12 protein-coding genes are annotated in these 19082 nt (G+C 64.8%); 7 read left to right on the top strand and 5 right to left on the bottom strand.

The window, feature by feature from the left end:
- The first annotated feature begins 126 nt into the window (after positions 1-126).
- Positions 127-1299 (top strand): M20 aminoacylase family protein, encoded by a 1173-nt coding sequence (locus XH79_RS31675; protein ID WP_271584200.1) that lies wholly within the window; start codon positions 127-129, stop codon positions 1297-1299.
- A gap of 73 nt (positions 1300-1372) precedes the next feature.
- Here the strand turns inward: XH79_RS31675 and XH79_RS31680 are convergent, their stop codons facing one another.
- From XH79_RS31680 to XH79_RS31690, 3 genes are all read right to left on the bottom strand, one after another.
- A complete protein-coding gene (locus tag XH79_RS31680; RefSeq protein WP_271584201.1) occupies positions 1373-3001 on the bottom strand; it encodes an inorganic phosphate transporter in 1629 nt (542 codons plus the stop codon).
- Positions 3002-3099: 98 nt separating this feature from the next.
- Positions 3100-4542 carry a UdgX family uracil-DNA binding protein gene (locus tag XH79_RS31685; protein WP_271584202.1) on the bottom strand — a complete coding sequence of 481 codons (1443 nt, stop codon included), beginning with the start codon at positions 4540-4542 and terminating at the stop codon, positions 3100-3102.
- Positions 4542-5777, bottom strand: coding sequence for a putative DNA modification/repair radical SAM protein (locus tag XH79_RS31690; protein WP_271584203.1), 1236 nt, complete (start codon positions 5775-5777; stop codon positions 4542-4544). The genes XH79_RS31685 and XH79_RS31690 overlap by 1 nt, the downstream gene beginning before the upstream one ends.
- Positions 5778-5938: 161 nt before the next feature.
- Between XH79_RS31690 and XH79_RS31695 the strand changes: the two genes are divergently transcribed.
- From XH79_RS31695 to XH79_RS31705, 3 genes are read left to right on the top strand one after another with little or no spacing between them, the layout of a single operon-like run.
- The gene (locus XH79_RS31695; RefSeq protein WP_271584204.1) at positions 5939-6727 is read left to right on the top strand and encodes an ImuA family protein; all 789 of its coding nucleotides are present in this window, start codon (positions 5939-5941) and stop codon (positions 6725-6727) included.
- Positions 6624-8282, top strand: coding sequence for a Y-family DNA polymerase (locus XH79_RS31700; protein ID WP_271584205.1), 1659 nt, complete (start codon positions 6624-6626; stop codon positions 8280-8282). The genes XH79_RS31695 and XH79_RS31700 overlap by 104 nt, the downstream gene beginning before the upstream one ends.
- The gene (locus XH79_RS31705; RefSeq protein ID WP_271584206.1) at positions 8279-11653 is read left to right on the top strand and encodes an error-prone DNA polymerase; all 3375 of its coding nucleotides are present in this window, start codon (positions 8279-8281) and stop codon (positions 11651-11653) included. The genes XH79_RS31700 and XH79_RS31705 overlap by 4 nt, the downstream gene beginning before the upstream one ends.
- A 141-nt stretch (positions 11654-11794) precedes the next feature.
- On the opposite strand, the gene XH79_RS31710 is transcribed toward XH79_RS31705, so the two are convergent.
- Complete coding sequence (locus XH79_RS31710) at positions 11795-12565, bottom strand: SDR family NAD(P)-dependent oxidoreductase (RefSeq protein WP_271584207.1); 771 nt, start codon at positions 12563-12565, stop codon at positions 11795-11797.
- 220 nt (positions 12566-12785) lie between these two features.
- Positions 12786-13073, bottom strand: coding sequence for a hypothetical protein (locus tag XH79_RS31715; protein ID WP_018647989.1), 288 nt, complete (start codon positions 13071-13073; stop codon positions 12786-12788).
- 53 nt (positions 13074-13126) lie between these two features.
- On the opposite strand from XH79_RS31715, the gene XH79_RS31720 reads away from it, so the two are divergent.
- The 3 genes from XH79_RS31720 (at position 13127) to XH79_RS31730 (ending at position 19073) form a co-directional block, all read left to right on the top strand.
- Positions 13127-14527, top strand: a complete 1401-nt coding sequence (locus XH79_RS31720) for a CoA transferase (protein ID WP_271584208.1) — start codon at positions 13127-13129, stop codon at positions 14525-14527.
- A gap of 145 nt (positions 14528-14672) precedes the next feature.
- Entirely contained in the window at positions 14673-15917 is a 1245-nt protein-coding gene (locus XH79_RS31725; RefSeq protein ID WP_212343748.1) for an efflux RND transporter periplasmic adaptor subunit, read from the top strand.
- A gap of 39 nt (positions 15918-15956) precedes the next feature.
- Entirely contained in the window at positions 15957-19073 is a 3117-nt protein-coding gene (locus XH79_RS31730; protein ID WP_271584209.1) for an efflux RND transporter permease subunit, read from the top strand.
- The last annotated feature ends 9 nt before the right edge of the window (positions 19074-19082 follow it).

Genomic DNA, 19082 nt, shown 5'->3' on the forward strand with positions numbered 1-19082 from the left:
CCGCCGGACCGGGACAAGCCCGGCCATGCCTGTTCGTCAGAGCCAGGCCCCGATCCCGGGGAGTTGGGTGGACTGACGCTTGCATGGTAGACAGTCCTGTATTCCCAACAAAGCTTGAGACTCTCCATGCCCATCGTGAACCGTGTCGCCGACCTTCAACCCGATATTCAGGCCTGGCGCCGGGACATCCACCAGCATCCCGAACTGCTCTATGACGTCCACCGCACTGCAGCATTCGTGGCGGACCGGCTGCGCGAGTTCGGCTGCGACGAGGTCGTGACTGGCATGGGCCAGACCGGTGTCGTCGGCGTGATCAAGGGCAGCAAGCCGGCCGGCGAGGGGCTCAAGGTGATCGGCCTGCGCGCCGACATGGATGCGCTGCCGGTCGAGGAGCAGACCAATTTGCCTTACGCCTCCAAGAACCCGGGCAAGATGCACGCTTGCGGCCATGACGGCCACACCGCGATGCTGCTCGGCGCCGCGCGCTACCTCGCTGAGACCCGCAACTTCGCCGGCGATGCGATCGTGATCTTCCAGCCGGCCGAGGAGGGCGGCGCCGGCGGCGCAGCCATGGTCAAGGACGGCCTGATGGAACGCTTCGGCATCGAGCAGGTCTACGGCATGCACAACGGCCCGGGCATCCCGGTCGGCTCGTTCGCGATCCGTCCCGGTCCGATCATGGCGGCGACCGACGAGGTCGACATCATGATCGAGGGCCTCGGCGGCCATGCCGCCCGTCCGCACAAATGCATCGATTCCGTGCTGGTCGGTGCGCAGGTGATCACCGCGCTGCAGTCGATCGTCGCGCGCAGCGTCGATCCGCTGGAATCGGCGGTGATCTCGATCTGCGAATTCCACGCCGGCAACGCCCGCAACGTCATTCCGCAGACGGCGACGCTGAGGGGCACCATCCGCACGCTGTCGCCGGAGGTGCGTAAGCTCGTCGAGAAGCGCGTGCACGAGGTGGTGGCGGGCGTGGCGCAGATCACCGGCGCCAAGATCGACCTGCACTACAAGCGCAATTATCCCGTCGTGAACAACCACGCGGCCGAGACCGAGGTGGCGCGGCGCATTGCCAGGCAGGTTGCGGGCGATGCCAACGTGCACGAGATGCCGCCGCTGATGGGCGGCGAGGATTTCGCCTACATGCTGGAAGCGCGCCCCGGCGCGTTCATCTTCTGCGGCAACGGCGATAGCGCCGGCCTGCATCACCCCGCCTACAATTTCAACGACGAGGCGATCGTGTTCGGCACGTCGTATTGGGTGAAGCTGGTCGAGGAATCGCTGGCGGGATCGTAAGGCCGAGCTCTTCGCGCAAACGAAAAGGGCCCGCGCATCGCGCGGGCCCTTTGTCTTTGAGTGACGTGATTGCTCAGAAGATCCGCGAGAAGATCACGTAGAGCGTGGCCGACAGCATGATCGCGCAGGGCAGCGTCAGCACCCAGGCCATCAGCAGATTGCGGATCGTCGACCATTGCAGGCCCGAACCGTTCGCCGCCATGGTGCCGGCGACGCCCGACGACAGCACGTGGGTGGTCGAGACCGGCAGGCCGAACACGTCGGCGGCGCCGATCGTGGCCGCGGCAACGAGCTCGGCGGAGGCGCCCTGTGCGTAGGTGAGATGGGACTTGCCGATCTTCTCACCGACCGTGATGACGATGCGCTTCCAGCCGATCATGGTGCCGAGGCCGAGCGCGATGGCGACCGCGATCTTCACCCAGTTCGGGATGAACTTGGTGGCGGCATCGAGCGAGCCCTTGTAGGCGTTGAGGGTCGCGATTTCCTCCTTGTTGAGATCGTTCTCCTTGTCCTTCATCAGGAAGCGGATCGCTTCCGAGGTCAGGTACATGTCGTTGCGGGTGTTGCCGACGGCTTCCGCCGGCACCTTGTTCAGCGTGCCGTATTTGGCAACCTGGTCGCCGACATCCTTCACCAGCACGGCGAGCGAGGGATAGGTGCCCTCGTTGATGTGGTGCAGCGTGATGTACTGCGTCACCGCCGGACGGGGATCGCCGATGATGCTGTGGCCGGCGCCCTTCGCAGAGATCACCCTCGCGGCGGCTTCCGAGGTCTTCTGGAACTGGGCGACCTGGGATTCCGGCAGCGCGCGGTTGAGCGCGTAGGCGGTCGGCACGGTGCCGATCAGGATCAGCATGATCAGGCCCATGCCCTTCTGACCGTCATTGGAGCCGTGCGCGAAGCTGACGCCGGTGCAGGTGGCGATCAGCAGGCCGCGGATCCAGAGCGGCGGCGCCTTGTTGCCTTCGGGCGCAGCATAGAGCGCCGGGTTGCGCACGATGAACTTGAGCACGAGCAGCAGCACGGCGGCGCAGATGAAGCCGAACAACGGCGACAGCAGCAGCGCGTAGCCGATCTCGGTGGCCTTGCTCCAGTCCACGCCCGAGGTGCCGTCGCGGCCGCGCATGACGGCGTTGGCGATGCCGACGCCGATGATCGAGCCGATCAGCGTGTGCGAGGAGGAGGCGGGCAGGCCGAAGAACCAGGTGCCGAGATTCCACAGGATCGCGGCGATCAGCAGCGCGAACACCATGGCGAAGCCGGCGCTGGAGCCGACCTGGAGGATCAACTCGACCGGCAGCAGCGAGACGATGCCGAAGGCGACCGCGCCCGAGGAGAGTAGCACGCCGAGGAAGTTGAAGAAGCCCGACCACATCACGGCGACTTCAGCCGGCAGCGAATGGGTGTAGATCACCGTCGCCACCGCATTGGCGGTGTCGTGGAAGCCGTTGACGAACTCGAAGCCGAGCGCGATCAGCAGCGCGACGAACAACAGGATGTAGGGCAGGAAGGTCGTGACCCGCGTGCCGGTGGCGTTGACATCGACATAGATGCTGTAGGCGACGAACAGCAGGCCCGCGGCGAGGATGCCGAAGAACAGGATCATCGTCAGCGGGTTGAAGCCCTTGTCGAGATTGGGCCGTGAGGCCGGCTGGATCGGCGCGGGATCGGCTACCGCGCGGTCGAATGCTACATCGGTCATGTCAGGACGCCCCTTAACTTTCAGGTAAGGGTATTGTCCGCGATGGATTTGAAGGCTGGATGACAAGCGGCGGTTGAAAAGCGCTTTCCTGCCAGTATTTAGGCCGCGCGCGCGGATTTCCTCTGCAGGCCGGCGGCGATCTTCAGGTCTTCGACAAAGCGCTGATATTCCAGCACCTTGGCCTCGGGATCGGGCAGCCGCAGCAGATAGGACGGGTGCACCGTCACCAGCGCCTTGCGGCCGTCGGGAAGATCGATCAACCGGCCGCGGTTCTTTCCGATCGGAGTGATCTTGCCGAACACGCTCTGCGCGGCGGTGGCGCCCATCGCGACGATGAGGTCGGGCTGGATTGCCGAAACTTCCCGCTCATACCATTGCCGGCACGCCCGGATCTCGGGCGTGTTCGGCTTCTGGTGCAGGCGGATCTTTCCGCGCGGCACGAATTTGAAGTGCTTCACCGCGTTGGTGACATAGACCTTCTTGCGGTCGACGCCGGCCTCCTCCAGCGCACGATCGAGCATCTGCCCGGCCGGGCCGACGAAGGGATGACCGGCGAGATCTTCCTTGTCGCCGGGCTGCTCGCCGACCAGCATGATGTTGGCGTTCTTCGGGCCCTCGCCGAACACGGTCTGTGTCGCGTCCTTGTAGAGATGGCAGGCGCGGCAATGGGCGGCTTCCTCGCGGAGCGCTTCGAGATCGTCGGCAGCAAGCTTGCGTGTCATCGGAGCCTCCGGCCGCTTCTGAGGCTTGTGCGGATCGGTTGCGGCATTGGCGATCATGGCGCCGGTCATGCGCTCGGCGTCCTCGATCAGGGGCTTAATGATCGAAGCCTCCGGCAGGTTCCTCCAGTATTTCTTCGGCATCTCCGCCTGCATCGCCTTCACCTTGAGCCGGGCCGGATTGAAGATGTTGGCGTAGTAGCGCCGCCAGGTTTCCTCCAGCCGGTCTTCACTGGGGGCTTCGCTCTTGCTCACGCCCGGCGTGAAGGAAAGCGCGTGGCCGTCCCAATGCGCGCACAGATCGGGGGTGAGGATCGACCAGGGCATGTCGGCGAAGCGCTTGGCGAAGAACGGCGCGGCGAGCTCGACGATGTGGTGCTCCGGCTCGAACCAGGCGACGTAATGCGCCTGGCGTTCCCTGCCGATCTCGCGGAAGCGCACGAAGGCGTGCATCTTGTGCTCGTCGCGATGGACGGCTCTTGCCATCGCCGTGACCTGCGCGACGTCAGGGTCGGTCGCGACCTCGATGAGATTGTGGTTGTCCTTCAGCCGGAACAGCAGGCGATAGAGGATCGCAAAACGCTCGACATCGCGATGCAGGATCGCCGCCTTGGCGAGCTCGACGAATTTGCCTGATACGTTGAAGGTGCCGTCATTCACCTCGAGGATCGGAGACGGCGCGGGCGGTGCGAATAACTCCGCTTCGCCGCCTTGCACGGTCCAGGTGACATCGCTGGGCTGCACGTGGTGAAGCACGAGGCTACGGGCGGCTTTGCGCCAGCCGTCGAAATCGGTTTCGGTGTCGAGGGTGATGTACTGCATCAGAAGCCAAACCCTAATTGTGTTGCCCTCGGCTTGAACCGCTCGATCAGCCCGGCAGCGTCGAGGCGATGCGGTGAGGGGCGGTGATCGCTGAGGACGATGAACGGCAGCGCCTTGTGCTTGGGCACGTGCAGCCGCGCGAGATCGGCGAGGCGGATGGTGGTGGTGCGCCGTGTCGCGATGATGCGCTCGACCGCCTTGGTGCCGAAGCCCGGCACGCGCAGCAGTTCCTCGCGGCTGGCGCGGTTGACGTCGAGCGGGAAGCGGTCGCGATGACGCAGCGCCCAGGCGAGCTTCGGATCGATGTCGAGCGGCAGCATCGCGCTGTCGTCGACGATCTCCGCAACGTCGAAGCCGTAGAACCGCATCAGCCAGTCGGCCTGGTAGAGCCGGTGCTCGCGCAGCAGCGGTGGCTGTACCAGAGGCAAAGCACGGCTCGCGTCGGGGATCGGGCTGAACGCGGAGTAATAGACGCGCCTCAATTTGTATGAGCCGTAGAGATTGGCGCTGGTGTGGAGAATGGTGTGATCGGAGGCGCTATCGGCGCCGACAATCATCTGCGTGCTCTGGCCGGCCGGCGCGAAGCGCTGCGGTTTTGCCTTCGTCTTTGCACTGCGGCTGTCCTCGGCTTCGTCGAGCTTCAGCCGCAGCCGGCCCATGGTGCGGCGGATCGCGCGGACGTTCTTCTCGGGCGCGAATTGCTTAAGGCTCGTCTCCTGCGGCATCTCGATGTTGATTGAGAGACGATCGGCATATTTGCCGGCTTCCGCGATCAGCGCATCGTCGGCCTCCGGAATGGTCTTCAGGTGGATATAGCCGCGGAAGTGATGCTCCTCGCGCAGCTTGCGCGCAACGCTCACCACCTGCTCCATGGTGTAGTCGGGGCTGCGGATGATGCCGGAGGAGAGGAACAGCCCTTCGATGTAATTGCGCCGGTAGAAGTCGAGCGTCAGCTTGACCACCTCCTCGATGGTGAAGCGGGCGCGCGGCACGTTGGAGGAGGCACGGTTGACGCAATAGAGGCAATCGTAATTGCAGGCGTTGGTCAGCAGCACCTTGAGCAGCGAGATGCAGCGTCCGTCCGGCGCGTAGGAATGGCAGATGCCCATGCCGGGCGCGGTCGAGCCCATGCCCTTGCCGTCGCTGGAATCCCGCTTCTCGGTGCCGCTGGAGGCGCAGGACGCATCGTATTTGGCGGCATCCGCCAGAATCTCCAGCTTGCGTTGTACGTCCATCCTGGAATCCATTGATTCAACTCATGAATTCTTGGCCTGCCAATTCGATTGACTCTCCGGCCGCCGTTAGCTTTATATTAGAACATATCATGAACAAATGAGCCAGCCGCTGGTTCTCTTTTTGAGAGCCACCGGCAATCACCTCTGAAGGAGCGGCGTATATGAGCGGCGCACGTATGAGCGCGCTTGCGACCTTGCGCGGCCAGATCGAGCGCATCGAGACGGCGGAGGTCGTGCATCAGCAGGATCGCATCGCACTCGGCCATGACGAGGCCGACGCCGCGTTGAAGGGCGGGCTCGCGCGCGCGGCGGTCCACGAGGTGTTTTGCGAAGGGCGCCAGGGCGCGGCTGCGACGGGCTTCGTCATGGGCCTTGCCGGACGCGTGAGCGCGCGCCGGCCGCTGCTGTGGGTGCGGCAGGATTTTTCGGAGTTAGAGGCCGGCGCGCTGTCGATGAGCGGGCTCGCCGAGCTCGGCCTCGATCCGCGCCGCGTGGTGATGGTGCGCGCGGCCGATGTCGAGAGCGCGCTGCGCACTTCGGCCGATGCGCTCGCCTGCGATGCGCTGGGTGCGGTCGTGCTCGAGCTCTGGGGCGATATCAGGCAGTTCGATCTCGTGGCGAGCCGCAAGCTGACGCTGGCCGCGCAAGGCTCGGGCGTCACCGCTCTGATGCTGCGCATGGCCGCACAGCCGCTGCCTTCGACTGCGGAGACACGATGGATGCTGCGCGCGGCGCATTCGCCGCCGGGCCCGATGTGGAGTGCCTGGGGCGCGCCGCGCTTCGATGCCGAGCTTTTGCGCAATCGTCATGGCCCCTGTGGCCGGTGGATCATGGAATGGAATTGTGATGAGTGCCAGTTCAGCGAACCCTCGACGTATTCTCAGCCTGTGGCTGCCGCGCCTGCCCATCGACCGGATCCAGCGGTTCCTTGGCAGCGCCGGGCTGGGTAAGGCCAAAGCCAAAGCGTTTTCAAGCGAAGTGGGTACCGGTTCGCGTGAAGAAAACGCGTCAAAACAAAAAGACGAGCCGAGCATTGTCGTCATCAAGGACAACAATGCGCTGGTGATCCATGCGCTGGACGATGCGGCGTCTCGTTTGGGTTTGCATATCGGCCAACCGCTCGCCAATGCGCGGGCGATGTGTCCGGACTTGAAAGTGTTCGACGCCGATGTCGTGGCCGATGCCAAGACGCTTAGCGACATCGCCGACTGGTGCGACCGCTTCACGCCGCTGGTGGCGCTCGATCCGTCGCACGGGCTGTTCCTCGATATCACCGGCTGCGCGCATCTGTTCGGCGGCGAAGCGGCACTTTTGCAGACACTGGTTCGTGCGCTCGCACGTCAGGGCTTTGCCGTCAGCGCGGCCATTGCTGGCACCTCGGTCTGCGCGCGCACGCTGACGCGGCAGGCGACCGGCACCATCGTGGCCGATGGCGGGGAGGCGGAGGCGATCAGTCCATTTCCGGTCTCGGCGCTCGGTGCGGGCGAGGCCATCACCACCGGCCTGCGCCGCGCCGGCCTGAAGACCATCGGCGATGTCGCCTCGCGCGCGCCGAGCGAGATCACGGCGCGGTTCGGGGCGCGGTTCTCCACCCTGCTCGCGCACGCGCTGGGGCAGGGCGATGCGCCGATCAATCCGCGCAAGCCGCTGCCCGACTATATCGTCGAGAAGCGCTTTGCCGAGCCGATCGCGACCGACACCATGATCGCGATGACGCTGTCGCGGCTGGCCGACACGCTGATCGCCTCCATGGAGAAGCAGGGCAAGGGCGCGCGCCGTCTCGAAGCCGCCTTTTTCCGCACCGACGGTGTGGTGCGCGCCATCATGGTCGAGACCGGACGTCCCGTGACGCGCAGCGCGGTGATCGACCGCCTGTTCCGCGAGCGTCTCGATGCGCTCGCCGACCCGCTCGATCCCGGTTTCGGTTTCGACATGGTGCGGCTGTCGGCGAGCCGCACCGAAATCGTGGTGCAGGAGCAGCGCGACCTCGATGCCCATGTCCACGACAATGACGAGCTCGCCGCGCTGATCGACCGCATCGCCGCGCGCATCGGGGGTAAACGCGTCGTCGTGCACCTGCCTGAGGACACCCATATCCCCGAAAGCGCGGTACTGGCCGCGCCGGCGCAGCATCATCTCACGGCAGCCATGCAGGCCGAATGGCCTGTTCGCACCGAGAGCGAGCCGCCGCTGCGCCCCTTGCGGCTGTTCGACAAGCCGGAGCCGATCAAGGTGCCGTTCGCGACCGTGCCCGATGGCCCGCCGCATCAGTTCACCTGGCGGCGTGCGCTGCATGCGGTGGTGCGGGTGGAAGGGCCCGAGCGTATCGCCATGGAATGGTGGCGGCAGGACGGCAAGCAGCTGACGCGGGATTATTTTCGCATCGAGGATGCCGAGGGCTTGCGCTTCTGGATCTTTCGCGACGGTCTCTACGAGGGAGAGGTGTTCGACGGTGACGGCAAGCCCGCGTCTCCCGGCTGGTATGTGCACGGTCTTTTCGCATGAATACATCAGCCTATGCCGAGATCGGCATCACCACGAATTTTTCCTTCCTGCGCGGCGGCTCGGATCCGCGCGCCTATGTGCATCAGGCGAGCGCTTTGGACATTCCGGTGATCGGCATCGCCGATCACAACACGCTCGCCGGTGTGGTGCGGGCCTACAAGGAGCTCGACAATGACAAGGTGCTGCACAAGCCGAAGCTTCTGATCGGCGCCCGCATCGTCTTCATCGACGGCACACCCGACATTCTGGTCTATCCGCGCGATCGCGCGGCCTATGGCCGGCTGTGTCAGCTCCTCACCCGGGGCAAGCGCGGCGACGACATCACGCGGATCGAGAAGGGCGACTGTCATCTGAGGTTTGCCGATCTCCTGGAGTTTTCGCAAGGCCAGCTCCTGGTCTTGACGCTGCCCCATCGTTTCGAGCCCGCACAGGCGCTGGATGTCCTCGCCAAGCTCAAAGCCAGCCGCGCCGACGGCGTGTGGCTGGCGGCGAGCCTGCTCTATCGCGGCGACGACCGGCGGCGCCTGGCGCGGCTCGATGATCTCGCCGTCAAAGCAAAAGTGCCGCTGCTCGCGACCAACGAGGTGCTCTATCACGATCCCGGCCGCCGCCCGCTGCAGGACGTGCTGACCTGCATCCGGGAGAAGACCACGATCGAGGCTGTGGGGCGGAAGCTCGAGGCCAATGCCGAGCGCTTTTTGAAGACGCCACGCGAGATGGCGCGGCTGTTCCGCGATTTTCCTGAGGCGATCGCGGAGACCATGCGCTTTGCGGACAGGATCGACTTCTCGCTCGATCAGCTCAAATACCAGTACCCGGACGAGCCGGTGCCGCCGGGCAAGACCGCGCAGGGGCATCTGGAGGATCTGACCTGGGCGGGTGTGAAAAAGTATTTCGGCGGCGAGATCGACGACAAGCTGCGCGCCACCCTGAAGAAAGAGCTCGCGCTGATCGCCGAGCTGAAATACGCGCACTATTTCCTCACCGTGCACGACATCGTCCACTACGCGCGCAGCCAGAACATCCTGTGCCAGGGCCGCGGATCGGCGGCGAATTCGGCCGTCTGCTACGTGCTCGGCATCACCTCGGTCGATCCGACCAAGGTCGACCTGCTGTTCGAGCGGTTCATCTCCAAGGAACGGCTGGAGCCGCCCGACATCGACGTCGATTTCGAGCATTCGCGGCGCGAGGAGGTGATGCAATATGTCTATCGCCGCTATGGTCGTCACCGCGCCGCGATCATCGCCACCGTCATCCACTATCGTCCGCGCAGCGCCATCCGCGACGTCGGCAAGGCGCTGGGCCTGACCGAGGACGTCACCGCCGCGCTCGCCGATACCGTCTGGGGCAGCTGGGGCAAGGGCCTCAACGACATGCAGGTCAGGCAGGCCGGGCTCGATCCGCAAAATCCCATGATCAACCTCGCGGTCGAGCTTGCCACCGAATTGATCGAATTCCCGCGCCATCTCTCCCAGCATGTCGGCGGCTATGTGCTGACCCAGGACCGGCTCGACACCTATGTGCCGATCGGCAATGCCGCGATGGACGACCGCACCTTCATCGAATGGGACAAGGACGACGTCGACGCGCTGAGCATGATGAAGGTCGACGTGCTCGCGCTGGGCATGCTGACCTGCATCCGCAAGTGCTTTGATCTGATCGACCTGCACAAGGGCGAGCGCTGGGTTCTGGCGAGTGTCCCGCAGGATGACCCCAGGGTTTACGACATGCTGTGCGCCGGGGAGTCGCTGGGCGTGTTCCAGGTCGAGAGCCGCGCGCAGATGAACATGCTGCCCCGCCTGAAGCCGCGGACCTTCTACGATCTCGTCATTGAAGTTGCGATCGTGCGGCCGGGTCCGATCCAGGGCGACATGGTGCATCCTTATTTGCGGCGGCGAAATGGGCTTGAGAAGGTGAGCTATCCGTCTCCGTCGCCGGATCATGGCGACAAGGACGAGCTTTACAAAGTGCTGCACAAGACGCTCGGCGTTCCGCTGTTCCAGGAGCAGGCGATGCGGATCGCGATCGAGGCCGCACATTTTACGTCCGAGGAAGCCAACGGCCTACGCCGCTCGATGGCGACTTTCCGCAATGTCGGCACCATCGGTCAATACGAGGAGAAGCTGATCGGCAACATGGTGGCGCGCGGCTACGATCCCAATTTCGCCAGAAGCTGCTTCGACCAGATCAAGGGTTTTGGCTCCTACGGTTTTCCGGAGAGCCATGCCGCAAGCTTTGCCCAGCTCGTCTATATCTCCTCATGGCTGAAGCACTACCATCCCGATGCCTTCTGCTGCGGCCTCCTGAACTCGCAGCCGATGGGCTTTTACGCCCCGGCGCAGATCGTCAGCGATGCCCGCAAGAACGGTGTCGAGGTCCGTGACATCGACGTGTCCTTCAGCTTTGCGCAGAACACGCTGGAAAATACAGATGGCAAATATTGCGCCGTGCGCCTCGGCTTCCGCCAGATCGACGGCTTCCATTGGCTCGACAAGGATGAGGAGAGGCTCAAGAGGGAGCAGGCAACACGGCAAGGCAGGGACTATGCCGGCTCGGATGACTGGGCCGACCGCATCGTCGCCGCGCGCAAGCATCGTCCCTTCACCTCGCTGGAGGATTTCGCCCGCGACACCGGCCTGCCCAAGCGCGCGCTGATCCTGCTGGCCGATGCCGACGCCTTCCGCTCGCTCGGGCTCGACCGCCGCGAGGCGCTGTGGCAGGTGCGGCGGCTTCCCGACGACGTGCCGCTGCCGCTGTTCGAGGCGGCGACCGCGCGCGAGCAGCCGGACGAAGGCGCAAAGCCGCTGCCGGCGATGCCGCGTTCCGAGCAGGTGGTCGCGGACTACCAGACCATCCGGCTGTCGCTGAAGGGCCATCCGATGGAATTCTTGCGCGAGATGTTTACGCGCGAGCACGTCGTCGCCTGCAAGGAGATCAGCCACGAGAACGAGCGGCGCCGCGTCCGCTGCGCCGGTGTGGTGCTGGTGCGGCAGCGGCCGGGCAGCGCCAGCGGTGTCGTGTTCATGACGCTGGAGGACGAAACCGGCATCGCCAATGTCGTGGTCTGGCCCAAGATCATGGAGCAGTACCGCAAGGAGGTGATGGGTGCGCGCCTCATCGAGGTTCAGGGCTACATCCAGAGCAGCCCCGAGAAGGTGACACACCTCATCGCCCAGCGCATGATCGACCGCTCGCACGATCTGGTCGGCCTCGCCAACGATGCGCTCAGCGGCAAGCATCCGGTGCCGGCAGGTGCCACCGTCGTCGAGCCGCTCAACGAAGACCCTCGCGCCCTCACGGACATGCCCGCGCAAAAAATCCGCCACCCCCGCAACGTCCGCATCCTGCCGCCGTCGCGGGATTTTCATTGAGGCTCTTCGCCTCCAGCAAAGCTGCCGTAGGGTGGGCAAAGGCGCGTGAGCGCCGTGCCCACCTTCTAGGGTCTCGTCGCGAAAGCGGTGGGCACGCTTCGCTTTGCCCACCCTACAAGTTCTTCGATGATCGTGCCGCCCTCAAAAATTCACCCGGTTCGAGATCGCACCGTCCACGACGAGGTTCGATCCCGTCGTGAACCCCGACACCGGGCTCGCCAGAAACACCGCCGCGCTCGCGATCTCCTGCGGCGTTGCCATGCGGCCCGTCGGGTTGCGCTTCATCGCGTCCTGGTACCGTTCGGGCATGTTCTTCTCGACCATCTCCCAGACGCCGCCCTTGAAATAGACGGTGCCGGGTGAGACCACGTTGACCCGGATCTTCTTCTTCGCGTATTGCCGCGCCAGTCCCTTGGCCATGTGGATCAGCGCCGCCTTGATCGGGCCGTAGGAGCTCGCCGTGTCTGCCTGCGCGGCGGAGATCGATGAGATGATCACGAAGGCGGCGTCGCCGCTGCTGGCGCCGCTTGTCTCGAGGAATGGCCGCGCGGCGTCGAAGGCGTGCACGGCACCGAGCACGTCGAGCCGGAAATTCTGCTCCCAGGACGCGGGATCGCCGCCCTGCGCCATCGCGCCGGCATTGGAGAACAGCATGTCGATGCCGCCGAGCTCTTTTGCTGCACTCTCGATCCAGCTTTTCAGCGCCGCGCCGTCGGTCACATCGACCGGGCTGCCGGTGGCGCGGATTCCGCTCGCCCTCAGCTCAGTGACGGTGGTCGCGACCTGATCCGCATTGCGCGCGCACACCGCGACATTGCTGCCTTCACCGGTCAGCGTCGCCGCAATCGCCCGCCCGATGCCGCGCGTACCGCCGAGCACGACGGCGTTCTTGCCTTTGAGACCGAGATCCATTGTTGGTTTTCCTTGTTGTTGGTCGTTGCGCGAATGAGAGGAGAGTGTCTCCCCGAACGTCGTCCTGGCGAAAGCCAGGACCCATTACCACAAATCGCTATGGCTGCGCGATGTCCTGGCCAAAGCGTGCTCCGACAACATTCGACCGGGGTAATGGGTCCTGGCTTTCGCCAGGACGACACCGTGCGTGTCATTGACGGCTTCGCTTAAATCGCCCGCCTCACTCCGGCGACGCCCCCACCGGCGGGCCGCCGGGCGGCCGATGCAGGAAGGTCAGCGAGGCGTAGGCGCCGGCCCATGAGCCGATTGCGGCGAAAGCGACATAGAACGGGTTCTCGGTGTAGCTGATCACGGCGTAGGAGGAGAGCATGTACCAGACTGCGCTCCAATTCGCCGCGGACATGCGCTTGCGCGCGATCACGGCCGAGGTGAACATGACATAGACCGCGTCTGTGGCCGCCGTTGCGATGAACACGGCACCTGCGGTGAGAGGGTCGATGGCAGCCATTGCATTTCCTCATGTGCTAACAGGATGCTGAAGGCTAAAGGGAGAGAAGGGTCATGCAAAGCCCCGCCGACATTCTTAGGGATATCTGGACCACTGCAGGCGGCGACGCAGCCGCGCTCGATCGCGTGCGACTGACCGGCATCGAGCCACAAATCCCGTCCTCGTTTCGCGTCGCCGTCGCCGGACAAGCCACGATCGCCGCGGCCGGCCTCGCCGCCGCCGAAATATGGAAGCTGCGCAGCGGCCAGGAGCAGGTTGTCTCCGTCGATCTGCGCCACGCCGTCGCCGAATGCCGTTCCGAGCGTTATTTGCGCCTCGACGACAAGCCGCCGCCACCGGCCTGGGATGCCATCGCCGGCGTCCACAGGACGGGCGATGGCCGCTTCGTCCGCTGTCACACCAATTTCCCGCATCATCGCGACGCCGTCTGCAAGGTGCTCGGCTGCGAGGCGGAGCGCGAGAAGGTGCAGGCCGCGCTGATGCAGTGGAAGGGCGAGGACTTTGAAGCCGCGGCTTACGCCGCGGGCGGCGTTGTCGCCTTGATGCGCTCTTACGACGAATGGTCGGCGCTGCCGCAGGCGCGTGCGCTCGCAGAGTTGCCGCTGCTCTCGATCGAGAAGATCGGCGAAGCCCCGCCAAGGCCGTGGCCGCAAGGCGATCGTCCGCTCGCTGGCCTGCGCGTGCTCGATCTCTCCCGCGTCATCGCAGGACCCGTCGCGGGCCGCACGCTCGCCGCGCACGGTGCGGATGTGCTGCTGGTGTCAGGCCCGGAGCTGCCGGCTATCCCGTGGCTCACCATCGATACCGGCCGCGGCAAGCTCACCACCTTCATCGAGCTGAAGAGCGAGGCGGGCAGGGCGCAATTGTGCGAGCTGCTCGAGGACGCCGATATCTTCTCGCAGGGTTATCGCCCGCGCGCGCTCGCCGCCCTCGGCTTTGCGCCCGAGGAGGTCGCCACGATCAGTCCCGGCATCGTCTATGTCACGCTGTCGGCCTATGGCCATGCCGGCACCTGGGCCGAGCGGCGCGGCTTCGATTCACTGGTGCAGACCACGACCGGCTTCAACCATGCCGAAGGCCAGACCGCGGGCGTCGACGGTCCCAAGGAATTGCCGGCACAGATCCTCGACCACGCGACCGGCTATCTGATGGCGTTCGGTGCGATGATGGCCAGAGCACGCCAGGCGCGCGAAGGCGGCAGCTGGCACGTCCGAGTGTCGCTGGCGCAGACCGGTCGCTGGCTGTGGAATCTCGGTCGGCTCGACGGCGGACTGAACACCCCGGATCTTACGGGTGAAGCTGTACATGCTGCGTTCATCGAGCGCATGCCATCTGGCTTTGGCATGTTGAAGGCAGTGCAACATTCGGCACTGCTGTCGAAGACGCCGGCGCAATGGAGCCGTCCGGCGATGCCGCTCGGCAGTCATCCGGCACAGTGGCCGGCTCGAAGCTGACGCAGAGCTGACGCGTCGCAAAATTTTAACGCAAACGGAAAGGCGCGACGCGTTTTTTAGGTTGTTTGAACTCCCAATTCGGCACTATTAGCGCGACTGATGAGGCTATCGTTTGCCGACATCGTCGCAGACATGACCGGGCCCCATGGTAGTTGAAAATACCAAGCGATTGCAGGTGCTTACAAAACGGCGGGTGATCACATCCGTAGTTTTACTAGCTCTTGCCGCCGGCGGGGCCTACGGCTTTCTCCGTGCGGGCGCCAAGGAGAAGAGCCACTCCGAGATTTCCAGCCAGTCGCGCAGGAATGCGCAGAATTTCACGCCGACGCCGTCCGAGTGGGCGACCCTGACGATCGAGCCGGTCAAGGCCAAGACCTTCCGGGCCGAATACGTCACCGAGGGCAAGGTCGCGGTCGACGAGGATCGCTCGACGCCGGTGTTCTCGCCTTATGCGGGCCGGGTCACCAAGCTGCTCGCCAAGCCCGGCGAGACCCTGACGCAAGGTCAACCGCTGTTCACAATCGAGGCCGCCGACACCGTGCAGGCCCAGAACGATTTCATCGCGGCGATGACCGCGCAGAACAAGGCGAAGTCGGCGATCGATCTCGCCGACATCCAGTTCAAGCGCGCCAAGGATCTCTATGAGGGCCACGCCATCCCGCTGAAGGACTATCAGCAGGCGGAAGCGACCCAGGTCCAGGCGCAAAACGACATGCGCTCCTCGGTGACGGCGCTGGAGGCCGCGCGCAACAAGCTGCGCATTCTCGGCTTCACCGACGAGACCATCAAGGCGTTCCAGGACAAGGGCACGATCAATCGGGAGATCACGATCTACTCGCCGATCTCCGGCACGGTCGTGCAGCGCAAGATCGGCCCGGGCCAGTTCGTCAATTCCGGCGCGAGTGATCCGGTCTTCGTGATCGGCGATCTCTCGACGGTCTGGCTCACCGCCTTCGTGCGCGAAAGCGATGCGGCCGCGGTGTGCATCGGCCAGGACATCACCGTCAACGTGATGGCGCTGCCGGGCCGCCCGCTCACCGCGAAGATCAACTACGTGGCTGCGGCGATCGACCCCAACACACGCCGCCTGCTGGTCCGCGCCACCATCGACAACAAGGACGGCCTGCTCAAGCCGGAGATGTTCGCCAACGTCACGATCTATTCCGCCGGCGATCGTGCCGCGCCGGCAGTGCCCAAGCAGGCCCTGATCTACGAAGCCGACAAGGTCCGTCTTTGGGTCGCGCGCGAGGACAAGTCGGTCGAGCTGCGCGAGATCAAGACCGGCCTCATCAATGGCAACCTCGTCGAAGTCACCAGCAACCTGAAACCCGGCGAGCAGATCGTCGTCAAGGGTAGCCTGTTCATCGACCGCGCGGCGTCCGGCAGCTGATCGACGACACAAGAAACTGAAGACAAGCTGAAGACCTGAATGGATCGCCTCGTCGCCCTTGCCGTCAACCGGCGCTTCCTGATGGTCGGCATGTTCGTGGCCGTGCTGATCGGCGGCCTGATCGCGTTCAACCAGCTCAACATCGAGGCCTATCCCGACCCGACCCCGCCGATGGTCGACATCGTGACGCAGAGCCCGGGCCTGTCGGCGGAAGAGATCGAGCGCTACATCACGATCCCGATCGAGACCCAGGTCGCGGGTCTGAAGAACATCACGACCATCCGCACCATCTCGCTCTATGGTCTCTCCGACGTCAAAATCCAGTTCTCCTTCGCCTATACCTATGACGAGGCGTTGCAGCAGGTCCTGAACCGCCTGGCGCAGCTCGCGCCGCTGCCGGGCAACGTGCAGCCGCAGATCTCGCCGCTCAGCCCGATCGGCGAAATCTTCCGCTATCGCTTGGTCGGTCCGCCGAACTACAGCGTGCTCGACCTCAAGACCATCCAGGACTGGATTCTGCAGCGCCGTTTCCGCGCCGTGCCTGGCGTGATCGACGTCACCGGCTGGGGCGGCAAGAGCAAGACCTACGAGCTCCAGGTCGATTTCAACAAGCTGGTCGCGAACGGCCTGACACTGCCGCAGCTGCTCCAGGCGGTCGGCAATGCGAACGTCAATGTCGGCGGCAACACCGTCAATATCGGCCAGCAATCGGCCGTGGTGCGCGGCGTCGGCCTGATCCGCTCCCTAGACGATCTCGCCAACACCATGGTCTCGCAGACCAACGGCAACCCGGTGCTGGTCAAGGACGTCGCCACCGTCACCGTGGGGCAACGGCCCCGCCTCGGCATCGCAGGCCTCGATGATTCCGACGACATCGTGCAGGGCATCGTCCTGATGCGCCGCGGCGAGCAGAGCTCGCCGACCATCAAGCGCGTCCATCAGCTCGTTCAGACCATCAACAATTCCAGCATCCTGCCGCCCGGCGTGCGCATCGAGCGCATCTACGACCGCGGCGACCTGATCGAGCTCACCACCCACACCGTGCTGCACAACATGGTGGTCGGCATCCTGCTGATCGTGTTGCTGCAGTGGATGTTCCTCGGCGATCTCCGCAGCGCGCTGATCGTCGGCGCCACGATTCCATTCGCGCTGTTCTTCGCCGTGATCATCCTGGTGCTGCGCGGGGAATCGGCGAACCTGTTGTCGGTCGGCGCGATCGACTTCGGCCTGATCGTCGATGCCACCGTCATCATGGTGGAGGCGATCTTCCGCCGCCTGACGCAGACGACCCCGGTCTCGGAAACCGAGCATATGTCGAACGAGACGCTGTTCGGCATGAAGAGCCACGCCATCCTCAGCGCCGCCGCCGACGTCTCGCGCTCGATCTTCTTCGCCGCCGCGATCATCATCGCGGCCTTCCTGCCGCTGTTCACGCTCTCCGGCGTCGAGGGCAACATCTTCGGACCGATGGCGCGCACCTATGCCTATGCGCTGGCCGGCGGCCTGCTTGCCACCTTCACCGTCACGCCGGCGCTGTCCGCCATCATCCTGCCCGCGCATGTCGAGGAGACCGAGACCAAGGTGATGCAGATCCTGCACCGGCTCTACATGCCGGTGCTGAACTGGGCCGTGGCCAACCGCAGCATCGTGCTCGGCGGCGCGATTGGCCTCGTGGTGATGACGGTGGCGCTGGGCCGGTTGCTCGGCCTCGAATTCCTGCCGAAGCTGGAAGAGGGCAATCTCTGGATCCGCGCCACGCTGCCGCCGACCATCTCGCTCCAGGAAGGCAACAGCTACGTCAACGAGATGCGCAAGGTGATCCGGGCCCGGCCCGAGGTGGAATCCGTGGTGTCGCAGCACGGCCGCCCCGACGACGGCACCGACGCCGCCGGCTTCTTCAACGCCGAGTTCTTCGCACCGCTCAAGCCCGCCAGCCAATGGCCCGGCACGCGCGACAAGGAAGAGCTGACCGCGGAGCTGCTCAAGCAGCTCGACGACCGCTTTCCCGGCGTCGAGTTCAACTTCTCGCAATATCTGCAGGACAACGTCTCCGAAGCCGTCTCCGGCGTGAAGGGCGAGAACTCGATCAAGCTGTTCGGCAGCGACCTGCAGGCGCTCACCGACACCGCCAACAAGATCAAGTCGGTGCTGGCGACCGTGCAGGGCGTCACCGACCTTGCGGTGTTCACCTCGCTCGGCCAGCCGACCGTCCAGATCGACATCGACCGCGCCAAGGCCGCGCGCTACGGGCTCGCGCCCGGCGACATCAACGCCACCATCAAGGTCGCGATCGGCGGTGACACCGCGGGCGATCTGTACGAGCCGGGAAGCGACCGCCATTTCCCGATCATCGTTCGCCTTGCGCCCGAATTCCGCAGGAGTGCCGAGGCGATCCAGAATCTGCGCATCGGCGCGCCCGGTCCGAACGGTACCGTCACGCAGATTCCGCTCAGCGAAGTCGCCACCATCAGCCTCGTCTCGGGCGCCGCCTACATCTATCGCGAGCAGCAGGAACGCTATTTGCCGATCAAGTTCTCGGTGCGCGAGCGCGACCTCGGCAGCGCGATCCGCGAGGCGCAGCAGAAGATCGCCGCCCAGGTGCAGTTGCCGCCGGGCTCGCACATGGAATGGGTCGGCGAGTTCGGCAATCTGCAGGACGCGATCCGGCGGCTGTCGATCGTGGTGCCGATCTCGCTGGCGCTGATCGGCGTCCTGCTCTGGTTCAATTTCGGCTCGATGACCGACACGCTGCTCGCGATGAGCGTGATCCCGATGGCGATCTTCGGCGGCGTGCTGGGGCTGCTGATCACCGGCACCGCCTTCAGCGTATCCGCGGCGATCGGCTTCATCGCGCTGTTCGGCATCGCCGTGATGGACGGCATCATCATCCTGTCGCAGTTCAACCAGCTGATCGAAGAGGGCGTGGACCGCATGAGCGCGGTGATCCGCACCGGCGAGCTTCAACTCCGGCCCGTGCTGATGACCTGCGTCGTCGCGGGCGTCGGCCTGCTGCCGGCGGCACTGTCCGAAGGCATCGGCTCCCAGGTGCAGAAGCCGCTCGCGGTCGTCGTCGTCACCGGCATGATGCTGGCGCCGGTCGTCATCCTGGTGACGCTGCCGGTGCTGATCTCGTTCTTCTCGCGCCGGGCGCGTTAACGCCCGGCG

The sequence above is a fragment of the Bradyrhizobium sp. CCBAU 45389 genome (genome assembly GCF_028128625.1).
GTDB lineage: Bacteria > Pseudomonadota > Alphaproteobacteria > Rhizobiales > Xanthobacteraceae > Bradyrhizobium > Bradyrhizobium liaoningense_B.